This is a genomic window from Pseudomonas sp. EYE_354 (assembly GCF_023148575.1).
Classification (GTDB): domain Bacteria; phylum Pseudomonadota; class Gammaproteobacteria; order Pseudomonadales; family Pseudomonadaceae; genus Aquipseudomonas.
In genome coordinates, this window is the sequence record NZ_JAHXNQ010000005.1 from 1 (window position 1) to 18,210 (window position 18,210).

Annotated in this window: 18 protein-coding genes; 4 read left to right on the plus strand and 14 right to left on the minus strand. The window is 58.4% G+C overall.

The annotated features are described in order from the left end of the window. Positions 1-499: 499 nt before the first annotated feature. The 9 genes from msrQ to mrcB all read right to left on the minus strand — a co-directional run bounded on the left by msrQ (position 500) and on the right by mrcB (position 10,317). Complete coding sequence (gene msrQ / locus KZX66_RS08185) at positions 500-1,120, minus strand: protein-methionine-sulfoxide reductase heme-binding subunit MsrQ (RefSeq protein WP_248078208.1); 621 nt, start codon at positions 1,118-1,120, stop codon at positions 500-502. Next, complete coding sequence (msrP, locus tag KZX66_RS08190; protein ID WP_248078210.1) at positions 1,120-2,133, minus strand: protein-methionine-sulfoxide reductase catalytic subunit MsrP; 1,014 nt, start codon at positions 2,131-2,133, stop codon at positions 1,120-1,122. The genes msrQ and msrP overlap by 1 nt, the downstream gene beginning before the upstream one ends. A gap of 63 nt (positions 2,134-2,196) precedes the next feature. After that, positions 2,197-3,054, minus strand: a complete 858-nt coding sequence (pssA, locus tag KZX66_RS08195; protein ID WP_003176097.1) for a CDP-diacylglycerol--serine O-phosphatidyltransferase — start codon at positions 3,052-3,054, stop codon at positions 2,197-2,199. 144 nt (positions 3,055-3,198) lie between these two features. Further along, positions 3,199-4,215, minus strand: a complete 1,017-nt coding sequence (gene ilvC, locus KZX66_RS08200; protein WP_007948647.1) for a ketol-acid reductoisomerase — start codon at positions 4,213-4,215, stop codon at positions 3,199-3,201. Between the two features lie 47 nt (positions 4,216-4,262). Beyond that, a complete protein-coding gene (gene ilvN / locus KZX66_RS08205) occupies positions 4,263-4,754 on the minus strand; it encodes an acetolactate synthase small subunit (RefSeq protein WP_003176102.1) in 492 nt (163 codons plus the stop codon). 2 nt (positions 4,755-4,756) lie between these two features. Continuing rightward, the gene (locus tag KZX66_RS08210) at positions 4,757-6,481 is read right to left on the minus strand and encodes an acetolactate synthase 3 large subunit (protein WP_248078212.1); all 1,725 of its coding nucleotides are present in this window, start codon (positions 6,479-6,481) and stop codon (positions 4,757-4,759) included. Between the two features lie 431 nt (positions 6,482-6,912). Then, positions 6,913-7,242, minus strand: coding sequence for a YqcC family protein (locus tag KZX66_RS08215; RefSeq protein WP_248078213.1), 330 nt, complete (start codon positions 7,240-7,242; stop codon positions 6,913-6,915). Beyond that, on the minus strand, positions 7,242-7,976 hold the full coding sequence (locus KZX66_RS08220) for a tetratricopeptide repeat protein (protein ID WP_248078214.1): 735 nt from the start codon (positions 7,974-7,976) through the stop codon (positions 7,242-7,244). The genes KZX66_RS08215 and KZX66_RS08220 overlap by 1 nt, the downstream gene beginning before the upstream one ends. Positions 7,977-7,992: 16 nt before the next feature. Then, on the minus strand, positions 7,993-10,317 hold the full coding sequence (gene mrcB, locus KZX66_RS08225; protein ID WP_248078215.1) for a penicillin-binding protein 1B: 2,325 nt from the start codon (positions 10,315-10,317) through the stop codon (positions 7,993-7,995). Between the two features lie 118 nt (positions 10,318-10,435). Here mrcB and KZX66_RS08230 point away from each other — a divergent pair, with 118 nt between their 5' ends. The 3 genes from KZX66_RS08230 to KZX66_RS08240 all read left to right on the plus strand — a co-directional run bounded on the left by KZX66_RS08230 (position 10,436) and on the right by KZX66_RS08240 (position 12,902). Next, positions 10,436-11,992: a bifunctional aminoglycoside phosphotransferase/ATP-binding protein gene (locus KZX66_RS08230; RefSeq protein ID WP_248078216.1), complete on the plus strand. Its 1,557-nt coding sequence runs from the start codon at positions 10,436-10,438 to the stop codon at positions 11,990-11,992. 92 nt (positions 11,993-12,084) lie between these two features. Further along, positions 12,085-12,429 (plus strand): pentapeptide repeat-containing protein, encoded by a 345-nt coding sequence (locus tag KZX66_RS08235; protein WP_248078217.1) that lies wholly within the window; start codon positions 12,085-12,087, stop codon positions 12,427-12,429. Between the two features lie 200 nt (positions 12,430-12,629). Next, the gene (locus KZX66_RS08240; protein WP_248078218.1) at positions 12,630-12,902 is read left to right on the plus strand and encodes a TfoX/Sxy family protein; all 273 of its coding nucleotides are present in this window, start codon (positions 12,630-12,632) and stop codon (positions 12,900-12,902) included. Between the two features lie 244 nt (positions 12,903-13,146). Here KZX66_RS08240 and KZX66_RS08245 read toward each other — a convergent pair whose 3' ends face one another. Genes KZX66_RS08245 through KZX66_RS08255 form a run of 3 tightly spaced genes read right to left on the minus strand, consistent with a single transcriptional unit; the run spans position 13,147 to position 15,826 of the window. After that, positions 13,147-13,914, minus strand: coding sequence for a heme ABC transporter ATP-binding protein (locus KZX66_RS08245; RefSeq protein WP_248078220.1), 768 nt, complete (start codon positions 13,912-13,914; stop codon positions 13,147-13,149). Further along, positions 13,914-14,951 carry an iron ABC transporter permease gene (locus tag KZX66_RS08250; protein ID WP_248078224.1) on the minus strand — a complete coding sequence of 346 codons (1,038 nt, stop codon included), beginning with the start codon at positions 14,949-14,951 and terminating at the stop codon, positions 13,914-13,916. The genes KZX66_RS08245 and KZX66_RS08250 overlap by 1 nt, the downstream gene beginning before the upstream one ends. Further along, positions 14,948-15,826, minus strand: a complete 879-nt coding sequence (locus KZX66_RS08255) for an ABC transporter substrate-binding protein (protein ID WP_248078226.1) — start codon at positions 15,824-15,826, stop codon at positions 14,948-14,950. The genes KZX66_RS08250 and KZX66_RS08255 overlap by 4 nt, the downstream gene beginning before the upstream one ends. A 155-nt stretch (positions 15,827-15,981) precedes the next feature. Between KZX66_RS08255 and KZX66_RS08260 the strand changes: the two genes are divergently transcribed. Then, positions 15,982-16,299, plus strand: coding sequence for a Rieske 2Fe-2S domain-containing protein (locus tag KZX66_RS08260; protein WP_248078228.1), 318 nt, complete (start codon positions 15,982-15,984; stop codon positions 16,297-16,299). Here the strand turns inward: KZX66_RS08260 and sfsA are convergent. Next, positions 16,296-17,006, minus strand: a complete 711-nt coding sequence (gene sfsA / locus KZX66_RS08265) for a DNA/RNA nuclease SfsA (RefSeq protein ID WP_248078230.1) — start codon at positions 17,004-17,006, stop codon at positions 16,296-16,298. The genes KZX66_RS08260 and sfsA overlap by 4 nt on opposite strands. Then, complete coding sequence (locus KZX66_RS08270) at positions 17,006-18,178, minus strand: pyridoxal phosphate-dependent aminotransferase (protein ID WP_248078233.1); 1,173 nt, start codon at positions 18,176-18,178, stop codon at positions 17,006-17,008. The genes sfsA and KZX66_RS08270 overlap by 1 nt, the downstream gene beginning before the upstream one ends. Positions 18,179-18,210: the final 32 nt, after the last annotated feature.

Consider the following 18,210-nt stretch of genomic DNA (forward strand, 5'->3'; position numbering starts at 1 on the left):
CTCTTCAGTTCAAACATCTTTGGGTTTTTAAGAAACCCTAAACTTGGCTCAGCAATCGTTGGTTACATCTTTGATTTCTCGCGGAGTAACTTGTGATGCTGATAATCTTGTTGACTATCAGTCTGACTCCACAAGCACCCACACGAATTGCTTGATTCAGTTGTTAAAGAGCGGTTGGTTAAGAGCTTTCGTCTCAACCGAGGCGCGCATTCTACAGCAGCCTCATTTGCTGTCAAGTGATTATTTTCAGAAGCTTTCGAAGATTTCTTCAACAACTTCAACCACTTGCGCTTCAGATCTCTCTTCAGCGGGAGGCGAATTCTACAGCGTTACACGCTGCTGTCAACACCTCTTTTTCAACTTCCTTTTGGCTTCGATGAACTGAAGCACCCTACTGCCGAAAACCGCTTAACTCATTGTTTACCAAAGAGTTTTCCGTTTCGACTGCGCCGGAAGTGGGGCGAATTATAGGCTTCCAGAATCTGGCGTCAACCGCTAATTACACTTTTGTTGCAGAAGATGCTTTTCTCGCAACAATACGAGGGATTCGACGCATCACAGGCGGTATGCGCGTCACCAACAGCAGTGCACCTATAAACGCATAGATGGACCACTCCTTCAGATCAGCCCGCACGATCCACAACATATGCAGCAGACCAAGCCCAAGAATCACATACACCAAGCGATGCAATTTCTTCCAGCGAGCTCCCAACCGACGCTGGCTATAGCGATTGGACGTCACCGCCAACACCAGTAACTGCACAAACCCCAACGCCCCCACGATAATGTAAGGCCGCTTGCGCAACTCAACGCCCAACTGCGACCAATCCAGCCCCAGGACAAACACGCAGTACGCCGCCAGATGCAGCACCACATAAGCGAAGCACCATAGCCCGAGCTGCCGGCGCACAGCGATCCAGCCGGCCCACCCGCTCAGCTTTTGCAACGGCGTCATTCCCAGCGTTATCAGCAAGAGAATCAGCGTCCCCAAGCCGAGCCGATCAACCAGCACCTTGCCCGGATCCGGCCCCAGGGCAAAACTCCACGCCTCATATAGCCATAACAACGGCCACACCGCCGCGGCGATAAATACGCCAATGCGCCAGATGGGATAACGCATCAGTAGTTCTTCCGCAGATCAAGCCCGGCATATAAAGAAGCAACCTCATCCGAGTAGCCATTGAACATCTGTGTCTCACGGACATTGGGACTGAACAGACCACTGGGCAGACGCCGCTCACGTGCTTGAGTCCAACGGGGGTGATCGACCGTGGGATTCACATTTGCATAGAACCCATACTCATCGGCCGCAATGCTCTGCCAGGTGGTTTTCGGCTGTTCACTCACAAGACTGATGCGCACGATCGACTTCACGCTCTTGAAACCATACTTCCACGGCACAACCAGACGTAATGGCGCCCCGTTCTGATTCGGCAGCTCCCGCCCATACATACCCACCGCAAGAATCGCCAACGGGTTCATCGCTTCATCCAGGCGCAACCCTTCTACATACGGCCAGTCAATCAAGCCAAAACTCGAGCGCTGCCCTGGCATGCTCTTGGGATCCTGAAGGGTTTCAAACCGGATGTATTTGGCCTTGGAGGTTGGCTCAACCTGCTTGAGCAAGGCAGAGATCGGAAAGCCTATCCATGGGATAACCATCGACCACGCTTCTACACAGCGCAAACGGTAGATCCGCTCTTCCAATTGGTAGGGTTTCATGAAGTCTTCCAAGGCATAACGCCCCGGCTTTGCAACCTCACCATCAATCACCACACTCCAGGGCTCGGTCTGGAGTGATCCTGCATTTTTCGCGGGATCGCCCTTATCCGTACCGAACTCGTAGAAGTTGTTGTAGTGGGTTGCATCCTTGAACGGAGTGATCGCTTCGTCCTTGACCGTCACCGCCTGCCATTTCGTTGCCGGCAGTTTCTCGGCAAACCAATTGGGTGCCTTGCCTGGCTCGACATCAGCATAACGTGACGCCTCGTCAGCACTGGCCCAACGCGGCAGGCTACCGGCTGCAAAACCGGCAAGCGCACCGCCGAGCAAGCTGCGGCGAGAAAGGTAAAAAGATTCAGGGGTGACATCCGATTCATGGCAATCGGACGCCTTAGGAGATTTGATTAACATGGCAACTCCGCAGCATTGGAGGACTGATGCACCAATAGACTGCGGAGTATGGGGGAAATTACATTAAGGCAACGTTTTGTCCCGGCGCAGATGCAAGAGGTATTGAATCGGCCCCGATGCGGCATAGACCAGGAACGCCAAAAGCAGAATACGCGGCGGATCGCTGAAGACCACCGCGAATACCAACACCACCACAAGGATGGCAACAAAAGGTACGCGCCCCTTGAGGTCCAGCTCCTTGAAGCTGTTGTACTTAATATTACTGACCATCAACATCCCGGCTGCAGCAACCATCAAGGCGACCAGGAACGACATCTTCGACCCCTGGATCCCGTAATCACTGAACGCCCAGACGATACCCGCGACTACACCGGCAGCCGCCGGACTGGCCAGCCCGATAAAATAACGTTTATCAGCAGTACCTACCTGGGTATTAAAGCGTGCCAGGCGCAACGCGGCACCGGCAACATAGATGAAGGCAACCATCCACCCCACCTTGCCCATGTCCCCCAGCGCCCAGGCAAATGCCAGCAATGCCGGGGCGACACCGAAGGCAACCATGTCCGACAAAGAGTCGTACTCAGCACCGAACGCACTTTGGGTGTTGGTCATGCGTGCCACGCGACCATCCAGGCCGTCCAGCACCATAGCCACAAAAATGGCGATAGCCGCAAAACCGAAATACTTGCTGGCACTCGCCGCATCACCAGCCGCCAGCGCGCTCTGGGCACTCATGGAATTGATGATGGAGTAGAAGCCGGCAAACAGGTTCGCGGTGGTGAACAGGTTGGGCAGAAGATAGATACCACGATGCCGGACCTTGCGGCCTTCAGCATCATGCCCTTCTTCGACATGCTCATCGATCGGTAGCAGGCTTTCGGCGTCAGAAGCCTGGTTTGGCTCTTCGGGACGTTCGCTCATGGACTTTACCTTGCAACGGTGTGAAAAAATTCGACAAATACGTGCGGCGAGTGTTCGCCCGCAAACGATGCAGCTTTATACCAGAACCCGCTTCCCAAACGAAAAAACGCGGCCTAAGCCGCGTTTTCTCTCGATACGTACGACTTAGTTTTTGGCTTTGTCGACGATCTTGTTGGCACCGATCCACGGCATCATCGAGCGCAGTTGCTCGCCGATAATTTCGATACCGTGAGCGGCGTTGTTACGACGTTTGGCGGTCATCGAAGGGTAGCCGGTGGCACCTTCGCTGATGAACATTTTGGCGTATTCGCCGTCCTGAATACGTTTCAGGGCGTTGCGCATGGCCTGACGGGACTCGGCGTTGATCACTTCCGGGCCAGTCACGTACTCGCCGTATTCGGCGTTGTTGGAGATCGAGTAGTTCATGTTGGCGATACCGCCTTCGTACATGAGGTCAACGATCAGCTTCAGTTCGTGCAGGCATTCGAAGTAGGCCATTTCCGGCGCGTAGCCAGCTTCAACCAAGGTTTCGAAACCGGCTTTTACCAGCTCAACGGTACCGCCACACAGAACAGCCTGCTCGCCGAACAGGTCGGTTTCAGTCTCGTCCTTGAAGGTGGTTTCGATGATGCCGGTACGACCGCCGCCCACGCCGGCAGCGTAGGACAGTGCAACGTTTTTGGCGTTGCCGGATGCGTCCTGGTAGATCGCGATCAGGTCAGGGATACCGCCGCCTTTGACGAATTCGGAACGTACGGTGTGACCCGGCGCTTTTGGCGCGATCATGATCACGTCCAGGTCAGCGCGCGGCACAACCTGGTTGTAGTGAATCGCGAAGCCGTGGGAGAAGGCCAGGGTGGCACCCTTCTTGATGTTCGGCTCGATTTCGTTCTTGTACAGCGCGGACTGGAACTCGTCCGGGGTCAGGATCATGACCAGGTCGGCAGCAGCCACAGCGGAAGCAACGTCAGTCACTTTCAGGCCGTGGGCCTCAGCCTTGGCAACAGTGGCCGAGCCTTTACGCAGGCCGACAGTCACGTCAACGCCGGAATCTTTCAGGTTGCAGGCTTGCGCGTGACCTTGGGAACCGTAACCGATAATGGCGACTTTCTTGCCCTGGATGATCGACAGGTCACAGTCTTTTTCGTAATAAACTTTCATGAGGTTCCTCTATATATCCAGGCCGTAAGGCCATTCACTAATTTGGGTTAGATGCTGAGTACTTTGTCGCCACGGGCAATCCCGGTGACACCACTGCGGACGGTTTCCAGAATCGAGGCCGTCCCGATCGATTGGATGAAGCTGTCCAGCTTGTCGCTTGTACCGGTCAATTGCACGGTATAAACGCTGGCGCTCACATCGACGATCTGCCCGCGATAGATGTCGGTAGTCCGCTTGATCTCGGCACGTTGGGCACCCGTGGCCTTGACTTTAACCAGCATCAGCTCACGCTCAATGTGGGCACTTTCCGACAGATCGACCAGCTTGACCACTTCGATCAGCTTGTTGAGGTTCTTGGTGATCTGCTCGATCACCTCATCGTGACCAACGGTGGTCAACGTCAGGCGCGACAGGGTCGGGTCCTCGGTCGGAGCCACGGTCAGGCTTTCGATGTTGTAGTTGCGTTGCGAAAACAGGCCGACAACACGAGACAGAGCGCCGGGTTCGTTCTCCAGAAGCAGGGAGATAATATGCCGCATGATTAAGTACGCTCCGTCTTGTTCAACCACATGTCACGCATAGAGCCGTCTTTGATCTGCATCGGGTAAACGTGCTCGCTGGTATCCACCTGAATATCGATGAACACCAGGCGGTCCTTCATGGCAAACGCTTCTTCCATCTTCGGCTTGAGATCTTTCAGATCGGTGATGCGCATGCCAACGTGGCCATAGGCTTCAACCAACTTGATGAAATCCGGCAATGACTCCATGTAAGAGTGGGAGTGACGGCTACCGTAGCTCATGTCCTGCCACTGGCGGACCATGCCCAGCACGCCGTTGTTCAAGCAGACGATCTTTACTGGCAGACCGTACTGCAGGCACGTCGACAGTTCCTGGATGTTCATCTGGATACTGCCCTCACCGGTGACGCACGCAACGTCGTTATCCGGGAAGCTCAGCTTCACCCCCATTGCCGCAGGAAAACCAAAGCCCATCGTGCCCAGGCCACCGGAGTTGATCCAGCGGTTAGGCTTGTCGAACTTGTAGTACTGCGCGGCGAACATCTGGTGCTGCCCCACATCGGATGTGACAAAGGCATCGCCCTTGGTCACTTCGCACAGGGTCTCGATCACGGTTTGTGGCTTGATAATGCTGCCGTCGCCCTTGTCGTACGGGAACAGGCCGCGGTCACCGCGCCATTCGTCGATCTGCTTCCACCAACTGGCAACCGCTTCTTTGTTTGGCGTCTCGCCGATGTCCTTGAGCGCAGCGACCATTTCGGTCAATACGCTCTCGACAGGCCCGACAATCGGCACGTCGGCCTTGATGGTCTTGGAGATGGAGGCCGGGTCGATGTCGATGTGGATGATCTTGGCATTCGGGCAAAATTTGCTCGCACCGTTGATCACACGGTCGTCGAACCGCGCGCCTACGGCCAGGATCACGTCAGCGTGGTGCATGGTCAGGTTGGCGGTGTAGCTGCCGTGCATTCCGAGCATGCCGACGAACTGACGGTCCGAACCCGGGAACGCGCCCAGCCCCATCAAGGTATTGGTAACCGGCAGGTTAAGCATCTTGGCCAGTTCGGTCAGCGGTGCGGAGCCGCCGCCCAAAATCACGCCGCCGCCGGAGTACAGCACTGGACGCTTGGCCGCCAGAAGCATTTCTGCCGCCTTGCGGATTTGCCCCGAGTGACCGCGAACAGCCGGGCTGTAGGAACGCAGCTTGGCTTTCTTGGGGAAGACGTATTCGAATTTCTCTGCCGGGTTGGTCATGTCTTTCGGGATATCGACCACGACAGGGCCCGGACGACCGGACTGAGCGAGGTAGAACGCCTTTTTCATGACTTCCGGGATTTCCGACGCGTGCTTGATCATGAAGCTGTGTTTCACGATCGGCCGGGAAATACCGATCATATCGGTTTCCTGAAACGCATCGGTACCGACCATGGTGCTGGGCACCTGGCCAGAAATGATCACCATCGGGATGGAGTCCATATAGGCAGTCGCGATGCCGGTAATGGCATTGGTTGCGCCCGGGCCGGACGTCACCAGTACCACACCGGCTTTACCGGTGGCACGGGCGTAACCGTCAGCCATATGGGTTGCGGCCTGTTCGTGGCGAACCAGGATGTGGGTAACAGCCGGTTCCTTGAACAGTGCGTCGTAAACATGCAGCAGAGCACCACCTGGGTACCCGTAGATATAGTCGACGCCTTCGTCACGCAAAAAGCGGACGAGCATCTCACCACCAGATAAAAGCTCCACGTTGTTCACCTCTAAAACGCCAGAATACCGTCCGTTGAAAACCGACGGGTCTTAATAGGTTTACTTCCCAACAGAGCATGAGCGACGGTGGTCGCCGACTACGTCAGCACTGACTGAGCAAGTATTGGGATCGTCCCAAGTGTTGCGGGCTTTTCCCACCCAGCGCGAGGTAACGCGTTGCGGGTGTAACAGGTCGGCGCGGATGTGCGCCTCATGATCTGCTGAGCGGGCCTGCTTCTGGCAGTCCCGATACAGCGGACTTTGGATTCTTCTGTTTCACGCCGTTCAAGTCAAGCAATAATTGCGCTTTTTTCCAACTAAGCGCATGAGAACGTAGAAGAAAGGGCTTTGAGGAGGGATAAAACTCGCCTGAATGTCGTCAAGCGGTAGAAATATGCGCAAGACTGCCGGAAAACCCGACAGTCAGGCAATTAACGAGCGTCGACGATCAATTGGTCGAACTTTTTCAGCGCATTGCGCAAGCCGAGGCTCTCACGCGGCCGGTCGGCGTAGACCATCTCGGCCATCTCCAGAATCCCCGACGCATTGGGCAACGGCAGATCCTGTTCGAGGATCTGCTTCATTCGCGCCAGGAAGATCCACTGCAGCCACTGATGAAAATCCAGGGTATCCACCGAAAACGGTTCAACACTGCTGAGCGCTTCAATACTGGGAGGCACCTCGTCCCACCAGCCCTGCACGCGTAATTCACGCTCAATCAGCAACAACTGTTCGGCAATCGCCGGAAAGCGTGCATCCATCAGAGGTTGACCTTGGCTTTCTGACGAGCCTGGGCAGCGCCGGCGGCATCACCTTGTGCCGCACGCGCGTCACCGATCAATGCCCACAGGCTGGCCTGCAAGTCCGGACGACCGCCAGCCAGCGAGAGACCACGACGGGCGAACTGCTCGGCTTGCGGCGCATCGCCCTGGGCCATGCGGACCTGCGCCAGACGGTAGAGCACTTGCGGCTCGCGAGGCGCAACGCGTTGTGCGCGCTCGAGACTGGAAGACGCGCCATTCAAGTCGCCACCCGCCTGTTGCTGCTGGGCAGTGGTCAACAACGCCAGCACCGGGCCATCCAACTGCTCATCAGCCGACAGGCCACCGGTATTGGCGGACGAAGGGATGCCGCTCGGCGTGGACGGCATGTTGTAGGTGCTCTGGGTGACCGGCGCGGTCTGAATCGGTGCAGCGTCGATCGGACCCGAGGTGCTCGGCCCTGGCGTCCAAGGCTCGGCACTGATCGGCGCGGACGTGGCAGCACCGCCGCCCGGCACCATCACCACCACACCCGAATCCTGTGGCATGGCCTGAGGTTTGGCCTGCGCCGGACGGTTGGTCACGGTTTGACGGAAACCGCCATTCGCCGAGATCCGGTCATTATTGGAAACGGCAGTGCTCGAATCCACAACCGGAATCGAGCCGCGTTGCACACTGGAGCAACCGCTGAGCAAAGCCAGAACGGTAATCGCTGGAATACACCACTTGTTCACTTGAAACCCTCTTTGCTTAATTCATCCAGCCCTTGACCCAGTCCATCACCGATTCCGCGTCAGTAGGGGCACCGCCACTGCACGCCGCACCGGGTGGTGGTTCGCTGCCGCGAATATACGGCATCTGTACCGCCCCCGGACAGTTGGCATCGGAGCCCTGCCCGGTGTGAGGATCAATCCAGGCCTGCACGATGTTATCCGGCTGCGGCATGTTCAGCGGCAGCGGGTCGGCCTTGCGCATGAAACTGGTCCAGACCTGCAACGCACCGGTGGCGCCGGTAAAGGGCGTCTTGCCATTGTCGTCACGGCCCAGCCAGACCACCGCCAACACATCCTGACCGAAACCCGCGAACCAACTGTCACGCGAGTCATTACTCGTACCGGTCTTACCCGCCAACGTCAGGTTGGAAGGCAGCACTTTATAGACAGAGCTACCGGTGCCCTCACGCATCACGCGCTGCATGGCGTTCTGGATGAGGTAGATGGAACCTGCATCGAAACGTTGCTGGATCTGGAACGGGTAACGCTTGAGCGGTTCACCTTCGGCGGTCAGTACGCTGCGAATCCCGCGCATAGGTGTATTGAAGCCACCGTTGGCGAGTGTCTGGTACATGGTCGCCACTTCCATCGGCGTCATCGCGCCGGCGCCCAGCAGGATCGACGGAAACGCCGGGAACTCGCGAGTAATGCCCAGTCGCGCCAGCGTCTTGAGCACATTCGGCACGCCCACTTCGAGGCCGAGCCGCGAGGTGGAGATGTTGTAGGAGTGCGCCAGCCCTTGGTACAGGAACACCGTGCCGTGGGAGCGTCGATCGAAGTTCTGCGGTGTCCACACCTGGCCGTCGCCGCCCTTGACCGATAGCGGGTCATCCGACAGCCAACTGGTCAGGGTGTATTTACTCGGTTTTTCCAATGCCGTCAGGTACACCGCTGGCTTAACCAGCGAGCCAATCGGCCGCACGGCATCCAATGCGCGGTTGAAGCCGGCAAAACTGGCCTGGCGACTGCCGATCATGGCCTGGACTTCACCGGTTTCCGGGTTGGTCACCACCATTGCAGCTTCTACTTCGTCCGAGCCCTTACGGCCGGCCAGACGCTTGAAGGTGTCATTGACAGACGCTTCTGCTTTCATCTGCAGAATCGGGTCAAAACTGGTGAAGATCCGCAGGCCTTCCTCGGTCAAGTCTTCGTCGCGATAGTCTTCACGCAACTGGCGTTTTACTAGGTCGATAAAGCCTGGGAAGGAACTGTCCGCCAGCTTGCCGCGCGTGGTCACACCCAGTGGCATCTTCTTCGCAGCTTCGACTTGCTCGGCCGTGGCCACGCCCTGCTGCTCAAGCACGTCGAGTACCAGGTTACGGCGCTCGAGCGCACGCTCAGGATTACGACGCGGGTTGTAATAGGACGGTCCCTTGACCATGCCCACCAACAAGGCCACCTGGTGCAACTTCAATTCGGACAGCGGCTGACCGAAGAAGAACTGGCTGGCCAGACCGAAACCGTGCACCGCGCGCTGGCCATCCTGGCCGACGAATACCTCGTTGAGATACGCCTCGAGGATTTCCTGCTTGCTGTAATGCAGCTCAAGCAGCATCGCCATCATCGCTTCGGTGAGCTTACGGGTCAGGCTGCGCTCGTTGGTCAGGTAGAAGTTCTTGACCAACTGCTGGGTCAGCGTACTGCCGCCCTGGGTCATCTTGCCGCCGGAAGTATTCACCCATACCGCGCGGGCGATCGACTTCGGCGAGACGCCCCAGTGATGGTAAAAATCGCGGTCTTCAACGGCAACCAGCGTTTCCAGCAGGTATGGCGGCACCTGATCGAGCTTGATCAGAATGCGATCTTCCAGGTTTTTCGGGTAAATCCCGCCGATCATCAGAGGCTCAAGACGCACCACCGGCAGCTTCGAACCGTTGAGCGAGGACAACTCGGCCACATAGTCGCCAGAGAAGCGCACGCGCACAGGCTGTGCCTTTTCCAGGCCTTCGTAGAACTGGAAGCCGCGTGTGTTCAAGTCGACGGTATTACCGCTGACCGCGGCCGCCCCCGGCCCGTTGCTCACGGGTTCGCGGCGGTAGCCCAGGGCATCGAGCTCGGTGAGGAAGTCATCCTTGCTCAGCTTCTGGCCGGTGAACAGCTCCAGCGGGCGTGCATACACCTTCGCTGGAATGGTCCAGCGCTTGCCGGAGAATTTCTCCTGGACCACAGCGTCGAGGTACACCGCGAAGCCGGCGAGCACCACAAGGCCCACAAGGCCGAGTTTGAGCGCCCAGCCAAGCCATGGGCGCAGGCCGCGGGAAGGAGGTTTTTTACGGGAACGGGGAGATCGGGTTCGAGTCATGGCGGCGGATTATACGCACTTTATTGCTGATCAACATGAGCCGGACAGCGGTTTGCACGACCGCCCTTAGCGGCCATAATGCCCGCCATGATTTTCCCCAGACTCTGAAGGATCGCCCGTGAGCCAGTCACTGATCGCAGCCCTGCAAAACCCGGCCTTGTACCCGCATCCAGTCGAGGCGTTCCAGGTCATTGAGACCCATATTTCATGGGTCGTCCTGACCGGTCCCTATGCCTATAAACTGAAAAAACCGATGAACTTCGGCTTTTTGGACTTCACCGACCTGGAAAAGCGTGGCCATTTCTGCAACGAAGAACTGCGCCTGAACCAGCGTCTGACCAGCGACTTGTATCTGGAAGTGTTGCCGATCACCGGCACCGCTGAAGCACCGCAACTGGGCGGCGAAGGCCCGGTGATCGAATACGCATTGAAGATGCGGCAGTTCCCGCAAAGCCAACTGCTCAGCACCTTGCAAGCCAACGGCGAACTGACCAGTGCGCACATCGACGAGATGGCCAAGCAGATTGCACACTTCCACCTTGCCGCCCCCAAGGTCCCGCAAGACCACCCGGCCGGTACCCCCGACGAGGTGATGGCGCCGGTACGGCAGAACTTCGATCAGATCCGCCCATTCCTCAGCGATAAAGCCGACCTGGCCCAGCTCGAAGCCCTGCAAGCCTGGGCCGAAAGCAGCTTCGAACGTCTCAAACCGTTGCTAGCGCAGCGTAAGGTCGACGGCTTCACCCGCGAATGCCACGGTGACATCCACTTGGGTAACGCCACCCTGATCGATGGCCATGTGGTGATCTTTGACTGCATAGAATTCAACGAACCGTTTCGCTTCACCGATGTGTACGCAGACACCGCTTTCCTCGCCATGGACCTGGAAGACCGCGGCCTCAAGTCCTTGGCCCGCCGCTTTATCAGCCAGTACCTGGAACTGACGGGTGACTATCAAGGCCTTGAAGTACTGAACTTCTATAAAGCCTATCGCGCACTGGTACGCGCAAAGGTGTCGCTGTTCAGCATGCCAAGCGAAGCAAGCCCGGTGCAACGCGCCACGACCCTGCGCCAGTACCGCAACTACGCCAACCTGGCAGAGAGCTACAGCACCATTCCGTCGCGCTTCCTGGCGATTACCCACGGTGTGTCAGCCGTGGGCAAAAGCCACGTCGCAATGCGTTTGGTCGAGGCGCTGGGCGCCGTACGCCTGCGTTCGGACGTGGAACGCAAGCGCCTGTTCGGCGAGCAACAGGTGGAAAATACCCCGCAAGCCGGTATTTACGCTGCAGATGCGAGCGCCACTACCTACGCCCGCCTGAATGAAATCGCCGATACCGTATTACGCGCCGGTTTTCCGGTGGTGCTGGATGCTACCTTCCTTAAACGTGAGCAGCGCGACGCTGCCGCCAGGATTGCCGAGGCCACCGGTGCACCGTTCCTGATTCTGGATTGCAATGCGCCACAAGCGGTCATCAGCAGTTGGCTGGCGCAACGTCAGGCGGATAAAAACGATCCGTCCGACGCGACGCTGACGGTTATCGAAGAACAGCAGGCCAATCGTGACCCACTGACGGCTGAAGAGTTGTTGCTGAGCAAGCGTGTCGAGACCAATCAAAGCGGCACACTTGATGCCTTGGTCGCACAAATTCGCCAACGCCTGCCCGGCCTGTAAGAAATATTTCTTGGTCGTGTAGTCTACTTGGGCACACGACCCAGAAATAGTGGCACTATAATGGCGCCATAAATCCAACAGGAGTTGCCTTCATGAGTCAGCCCAAGCTTCTTGATACACCGCTCTACGCGCTCCTGCACAACGATGATATTCGAGGCTTCAATCAGGAACGCCCGAAAGACGGCGTCATCGACATGCGCGGTGGCGACTTCCGTGGGTTGGACTTGCGCGACCTTAACGCAACCGGCGTGGATTTCACCGATGCATACTTCCGTTCCGCCGATTTGCGCGGCCTGGATTTGCGTGGCTGTTCGCTGGAGGGTGCCAGCCTGGCACATGCACAGATCTCGGGCACCTACTTCTCACCTGAATTGACCGCCGATGAGATTCTCATGTCGGTTAATTTCGGCACCCGCCTGCGCTACCGCACCAAGTAAAACTTCTACCCAGGCCCCCTACGCGCAACGCGTAGCGGGCGCTTCACGCCTGCCAGCCGGCAAACGCCCGCGCCACTCTTAGAAGCTTTTGGCCGTTTCAGACCAAAGAATCACGCTTTTCCTACTGAGCGCTACACTCTTGTTCAGGCTTACCTGGTCACGATACCCACCGCACCATTTGGCCATCGCAAGGAGGCTTGATGAACGATGAGCTGCAAAACCTTAAGAACCTCGGGAAGACGTCGGCGCAATGGCTGCATGCGGTGGGCATCCACAGTGCGTCGGACTTGCGTCGCCTGGGAGCGGTCGACGCCTATCGAGCCGTAAGGACTCGCGGCTTCCGGGCCTCGAAAGTTTTGCTGTATGCCATCGAAGGCGCGCTGATGGATGTGCATTGGAACGACATCCCTGCCGAACGCAAGGAGGCTTTGAACCGGCAACTGGACGCGATTGGCGCGCGTCAAAAGAATTAGTGCGGCCACGAGACCCAGCGTTTACAGAAGTTTCGAACGCTCGTTTGAGAAAAAAAGAAAAGCAGGCCAAAACAGATGTTGACTCTCAAATGAGAATCGTTATGATTATCACAACTGGTCGCGAGATCAGCCGATAACTGAAAGACCATTGGTTCGGACTCTCAGATTATCTCCTCATCAGGCTAATCACGGTTATTTGACCCGGCTTTTGCCGGGTCTTTTTTTGCCTGTAAAAAAGCTCGGCTCAGCGCGCGATGATCAACGGATGACCACGCTCCGGATGCGGCTGCACTAACACATCCAGACCAAACACCGCCTTGAGCGGCTCGGGTCGCAGCACCTGTGCCGGTGTGTCCAGGGCATGCGGGCGTCCGCCGTCCAGCAACAGGATACGATCACAGTAACGCGCGGCCAGGTTCAGGTCATGCAGGATTACCAGCACCGCAGCGCCACGATCGGCAAAACTGCGGATTGCCTGCAGGGTCGTATGCTGATGCAACGGATCAAGCATCGATGTCGGCTCATCCAGCAGCAACGTCTGCCCCGCCTCGCCCGGCCATAATTGCGCCAATACACGAGCCAGGTGCACCCGTTGACGCTCCCCGCCCGACAACGCCAGGTAACTGCGACCGCTCAGGTGCCCCACATCTGCCGCATGCAGTGCCGCGCGGATAATATCCTCATCACGTACTCGACCGGTCTGATGAGGCAAACGCCCCATGCCTACCACTTCCTCGACACGGAAAGCGAAATCCAGGGTTGAGCTCTGGGGTAAGACTGCCAGGCGCTGGGCGCGTTGCGCGCCGCTCAAAGTCTTCAATTCCTGCTGGCCCAGCCAGACCTTGCCCTGGTCAGGCGACAATTCACCGCACAGCGCACTCAACAAGGTGCTTTTACCCGCACCGTTGGGGCCCAATACGCCCAGCACTTGGCCCGGCAGCAGGTCGAGGGTCACATCCGCCAACACGGTCTTGCCTACGCGACGGATGTGCAACGCTTCCACCCGCAGCATCAGGCGCGTCCCCGCAACAATAAATAGAGAAAAAAAGGCGCGCCGATAAACGCGGTAACGATACCGATCGGCAATTCCGCCGGCGCCAACGCCAAGCGCGCCACCAGATCGGCAAACAGCAGCAAACTCGCGCCCGCCAGCACCGAAGCCGGCAGCAACACCCGGTGATCCGGCCCTGCCAGCAACCGCACCAGATGCGGCACCACCAATCCGACAAAGCCGATCATGCCCGCCGCAGCCACCGCTGCGCCGACGCCCAGCGCCGTACAGAACACCAGTTCACGCTTGAGCTTTTCAACATCAATACCCAGATGACTGGCCTCGGACTCACCCAGCAACAGCGCATTCAAGGCCTTCGCTCGGCGCGGCAGCCACAGCGCCACGCCCGCACTGACCAGCAGCAACGGCCATAGTCGCGAATAGCTGGCACCGTTGAGGCTGCCCAGGTTCCAGAATGTCAGGGTACGCAAGGTGGCGTCGTCCGCCAGGTAGGTAAGCAGTCCCACCGTGGAACCGGCGAGCGCCGTCAGCGCGATACCGGCGAGCAGCATCGTCGCGACGTTGGTCTGGCCGTTGCGCCGTCCCAATCGATAGACCAGCGCGGTGACGCCCAGGCCGCCCAGAAACGCGCAGATCGACAATAGATATGGACCGACCGCGTCCGGCAGCCCGCCAAAAAACGAGCCCGCGACAATGGCCACCGCAGCCCCCAATGCCGCGCCACTGGAAACCCCCACCAGCCCCGGATCGGCCAGCGGGTTGCGAAACAGCCCCTGCATCGCCACCCCAGACAATGCCAACACGCCGCCCACCGCCAGCCCCAACAAGGTCCGTGGCAAACGAATCTGCCCCAGAATCAGCTCAGCCTGTTCCAGCCCCCGCGCCTCAATCGGCACGCCAACCAGATGCAAGGCCGCCTTGAGCGTGTCTAGCAACGGCAAGCTCACCGGCCCCAGTGCCAACGAGAGCCAGACTGCCAGGACACACAGCAGTGCCAACCCTATAAACAGCGTTTTCGGTTTAACCAGAGTAGTCATGGGGCGGCTTTAGTCTGGGAGGGGTAAAAGCCAGCGGACAGCCTGGCCAGGCCTTGCGGCAGCCGTGGTCCAAGCCCGCCCACCAGCAGGGTTGGGTCCAATTCAAACACGCGCCCATTTTTCGCAGCGGGTGTGGATGCCAGGATAGGGTTCTCCCTGAACAACGCCGCGCGCGCCGCGTCCCCCGTAAGGGCACGGTCGGCAAACACTAAAACATCCGGGCGCAACCCTGCCAGCGACTCCACGGAAAACGGCTTGTAACCACTATGGGCGGCCAGGTTTTTCCCGCCAGCCTGCTGCAACACCCAATCGCCTGCAGTGTCTTTACCGGCGATCAGCGGTTTGCCGCCAGCATGGCCGATCAGGAGCAATACGCCAGGGGCCGTTTGCGTGACCTGAGCCCTGGTTACCAGGTTTTTCTGCTGGTCAAGCGCCTGTTCATATCCGGCAAACAATTGGCTGGCTTTGGTCTCATCACCCAACAATTTGCCCAAGTGCTGAAGATTGCCCTTCAACGTCGCTAAATCCGGCTGCGCGGAAAACATCTCAACCTGCACCCCCGCACTGCGGATCTGCGCCAGCACCGGCGGTGGCCCCATCTCTTCGGTCCCCACCAGCACCTGTGGGCGCAGGCTGAGAATGCCTTCAGCCGATAATTGGCGCTGATAACCAATGCTGGGCAACGCCTTGAGCGATTCAGGATGCTGACTGGTGGTATCCACGCCGACCAACTTCGGTTCGCCGCCCAACGCCGCAACCCATTCCGAGAGCGCCCCGCCGGCACTGACCCAGCGTTGCGGCAGTTCAGAGGCTTGCGCCCCGTGGTTGACCAGTAGTCCGACAACAAGCGCAATAGCGCTGGTACTCAGGCGCATAACAGGGTTTCCTTCCAGAGGCGGGGCCTTCGGGTGCTCACGGACGTGACAGGAACCCCCTATCAGGCATCGAAACGAGCACGCAGCCAGCTAGCGGGCGAAGCCGGCATTTGATAATTGTTTGCATTTGAACGTCAAGGTACTTAAGGATTGAAATGAAGTTTCTCTGCGCCTCTCACGCCCTCGCCCCCAACAGCAGCCTTGGCTTTGATATCAACGGCTCCCGGCTCCTGGCAGTGCGACGGGACGGCATTGCCTACTTCTATATCAACCGCTGCCCCCATCGCGGCATCCCGCTGGAATGGCAACCTGACCAGTTCCTTGATGACAGCGCCAGCCTGATCCAATGCGCCACGCACGGCGCCCTGTTTCTGATCGAAAATGGCGAATGCATCGCCGGGCCGTGCGCAGGCAAAAGCCTCAAAGCCCTACGCGGTCGCGAAGACGAACAAGGCTTGTGGGTGGACATCTAATCGAGCAACACGTCGAGGCGGCGATCCACACACACCTCCTCAGGCGTCACACGCACGCCGTACGCCAACACCTCCACACCGGCCGCCTTGGCCTCGCCCAGTGCGGCAGCGTAGGCCGCATCGATTTCCACTGCCGGACGCACCGCATCAATGCCCGACAGGTTGACGCAATACAACTGCACTGCGCGCACACCGTCACGCGCCAGATGCGCCAGCTCCCGCAGATGCTTGGCGCCACGCTGCGTCACCGCATCAGGGAAAGCGGCAACCCTGCTGTCGTCAAAACCGAGGGTGACACTTTTGACTTCCACATACGCCGCGCCGGCGGGGTATTCCAGCCGAAAGTCGATGCGGCTTTTTTCCTGACCGTAAGCCACTTCGCGCTTTAACGCAGTGAAACCGTTTAGCTCGGTTATCACACCCGCGCGCAACGCCTCTTCAACCAACTGATTGGCGCGCGCCGTATTCACGCACGCCAAACGCCCCTGAGGCGTCTCGGCAATTTCCCAGGTGCCGGGCAGCTTGCGTTTGGGGTCGTTGGAACGACTGAACCAGACCTGCCCGCCTTCGACCATGCAATTGAGCATCGAGCCAGTATTGGGGCAGTGAATAGTCAGCAACTCGCCGGTAACGGACTCGATATCAGTGAGAAAGCGCTTATAACGGCGAATGAGCCGACCTTCTTCAAGGGGAGGATAAAAACGCATCAGCCTTGCCAACTCCGCAAGCCACGGGCGATACGTTCTACCGCTTCCTGTAGCCGATCAAGATTCTGCGTGTAGGCGAAACGCACATGGTGGCCGGCTTTATGGCGACCAAAATCCAGGCCAGGCGTGAAGGCGACGTGTTCCGTCTCGAGGAAATGACGACAGAACGCGAAGGCATCGCCGCCGAACGCGCTGATGTTGGCATACAGATAAAAGGCACCTTCCGGCTCTACGGCAATGCCAAAACCCAGCTCGCGCAAGGCCGGCAGCAGGAAGTCGCGACGGCGGCCAAATTCTGCGCGGCGCTCTTCCAGGATGCTTAGGGTTTGCGGGCTGAAACAGGCCAGCGCCGCATATTGGGCCATGCTGGGGGCACTGATGTAGAGGTTTTGTGCCAATTTTTCCAGCTCACCGACTGCCGCCGGCGGTGCTACCAGCCAGCCAAGGCGCCAACCGGTCATGCCGAAATACTTCGAAAAACTATTTAGGACAAACGCGTCGTCGTCGACTTCCAGCACGCTGGCCGCATCGGTGCCGTAGGTGAGGCCGTGGTAGATCTCATCCACCACCAAGTGGCCGTTACGCGCCTGGATTGCAGCGCTGAGCTGGGCCAATTCGTTCCGCGTAAGAATCGTGCCGGTAGGGTTGGCGGGCGAGGCAACCAATGCCCCCACACTGTCCTGATTCCAGTGCTTGGCCACCAGATCAGCGGTCAGTTGATAGCGCACATCCGGGCCGACCGGCACCAGTTGTGCGGCGCCCTCTACCAAACGCAGGAAATGTCGGTTGCATGGGTAGCCGGGGTCCGCCAACAACCAGTGTTTTCCCGGATCGACCAACAGGCTACTGGCCAGCAACAGAGCGCCGGAGCCACCGGGCGTGACCAAAATGCGCTCAGGATCAACGCTCAGCCCGTAGCGCTGCTGGTAGAAGCCACTGATCGCCTCACGCAACTCGGGCAGCCCACGGGCCGCGGTGTAACGCGTTTTGCCATTGGCAAGGGCCGCCTGGCCGGCTTGGATAATCGGCTCGGCGGTGGTGAAGTCCGGCTCGCCGATCTCCAGATGAATGACATCATGGCCGGCCGCCTGCAGCTCATTGGCTCGCGCCAGCAACGCCATGACATGAAAAGGTTCGATGGCGCGACTGCGCGCACTGTAGGGCTGGGCCATTAGCCTTCCTTAACGGTGAGGACAAAATCCGG

Coding starts and splice junctions, on each gene's coding strand:
- msrQ (WP_248078208.1), bottom strand. CDS start 1,120: ATGCGTTATCCCATCTGGCGCATTGGCGTATTTATCGCCGCGGCGGTG.
- msrP (WP_248078210.1), bottom strand. CDS start 2,133: ATGTTAATCAAATCTCCTAAGGCGTCCGATTGCCATGAATCGGATGTC.
- pssA (WP_003176097.1), bottom strand. CDS start 3,054: ATGAGCGAACGTCCCGAAGAGCCAAACCAGGCTTCTGACGCCGAAAGC.
- ilvC (WP_007948647.1), bottom strand. CDS start 4,215: ATGAAAGTTTATTACGAAAAAGACTGTGACCTGTCGATCATCCAGGGC.
- ilvN (WP_003176102.1), bottom strand. CDS start 4,754: ATGCGGCATATTATCTCCCTGCTTCTGGAGAACGAACCCGGCGCTCTG.
- KZX66_RS08215 (WP_248078213.1), bottom strand. CDS start 7,242: ATGGATGCACGCTTTCCGGCGATTGCCGAACAGTTGTTGCTGATTGAG.
- mrcB (WP_248078215.1), bottom strand. CDS start 10,317: ATGACTCGAACCCGATCTCCCCGTTCCCGTAAAAAACCTCCTTCCCGC.
- KZX66_RS08235 (WP_248078217.1), top strand. CDS start 12,085: ATGAGTCAGCCCAAGCTTCTTGATACACCGCTCTACGCGCTCCTGCAC.
- KZX66_RS08240 (WP_248078218.1), top strand. CDS start 12,630: ATGAACGATGAGCTGCAAAACCTTAAGAACCTCGGGAAGACGTCGGCG.
- KZX66_RS08245 (WP_248078220.1), bottom strand. CDS start 13,914: ATGCTGCGGGTGGAAGCGTTGCACATCCGTCGCGTAGGCAAGACCGTG.
- KZX66_RS08250 (WP_248078224.1), bottom strand. CDS start 14,951: ATGACTACTCTGGTTAAACCGAAAACGCTGTTTATAGGGTTGGCACTG.
- KZX66_RS08255 (WP_248078226.1), bottom strand. CDS start 15,826: ATGCGCCTGAGTACCAGCGCTATTGCGCTTGTTGTCGGACTACTGGTC.
- KZX66_RS08260 (WP_248078228.1), top strand. CDS start 15,982: ATGAAGTTTCTCTGCGCCTCTCACGCCCTCGCCCCCAACAGCAGCCTT.
- sfsA (WP_248078230.1), bottom strand. CDS start 17,006: ATGCGTTTTTATCCTCCCCTTGAAGAAGGTCGGCTCATTCGCCGTTAT.
- KZX66_RS08270 (WP_248078233.1), bottom strand. CDS start 18,178: ATGGCCCAGCCCTACAGTGCGCGCAGTCGCGCCATCGAACCTTTTCAT.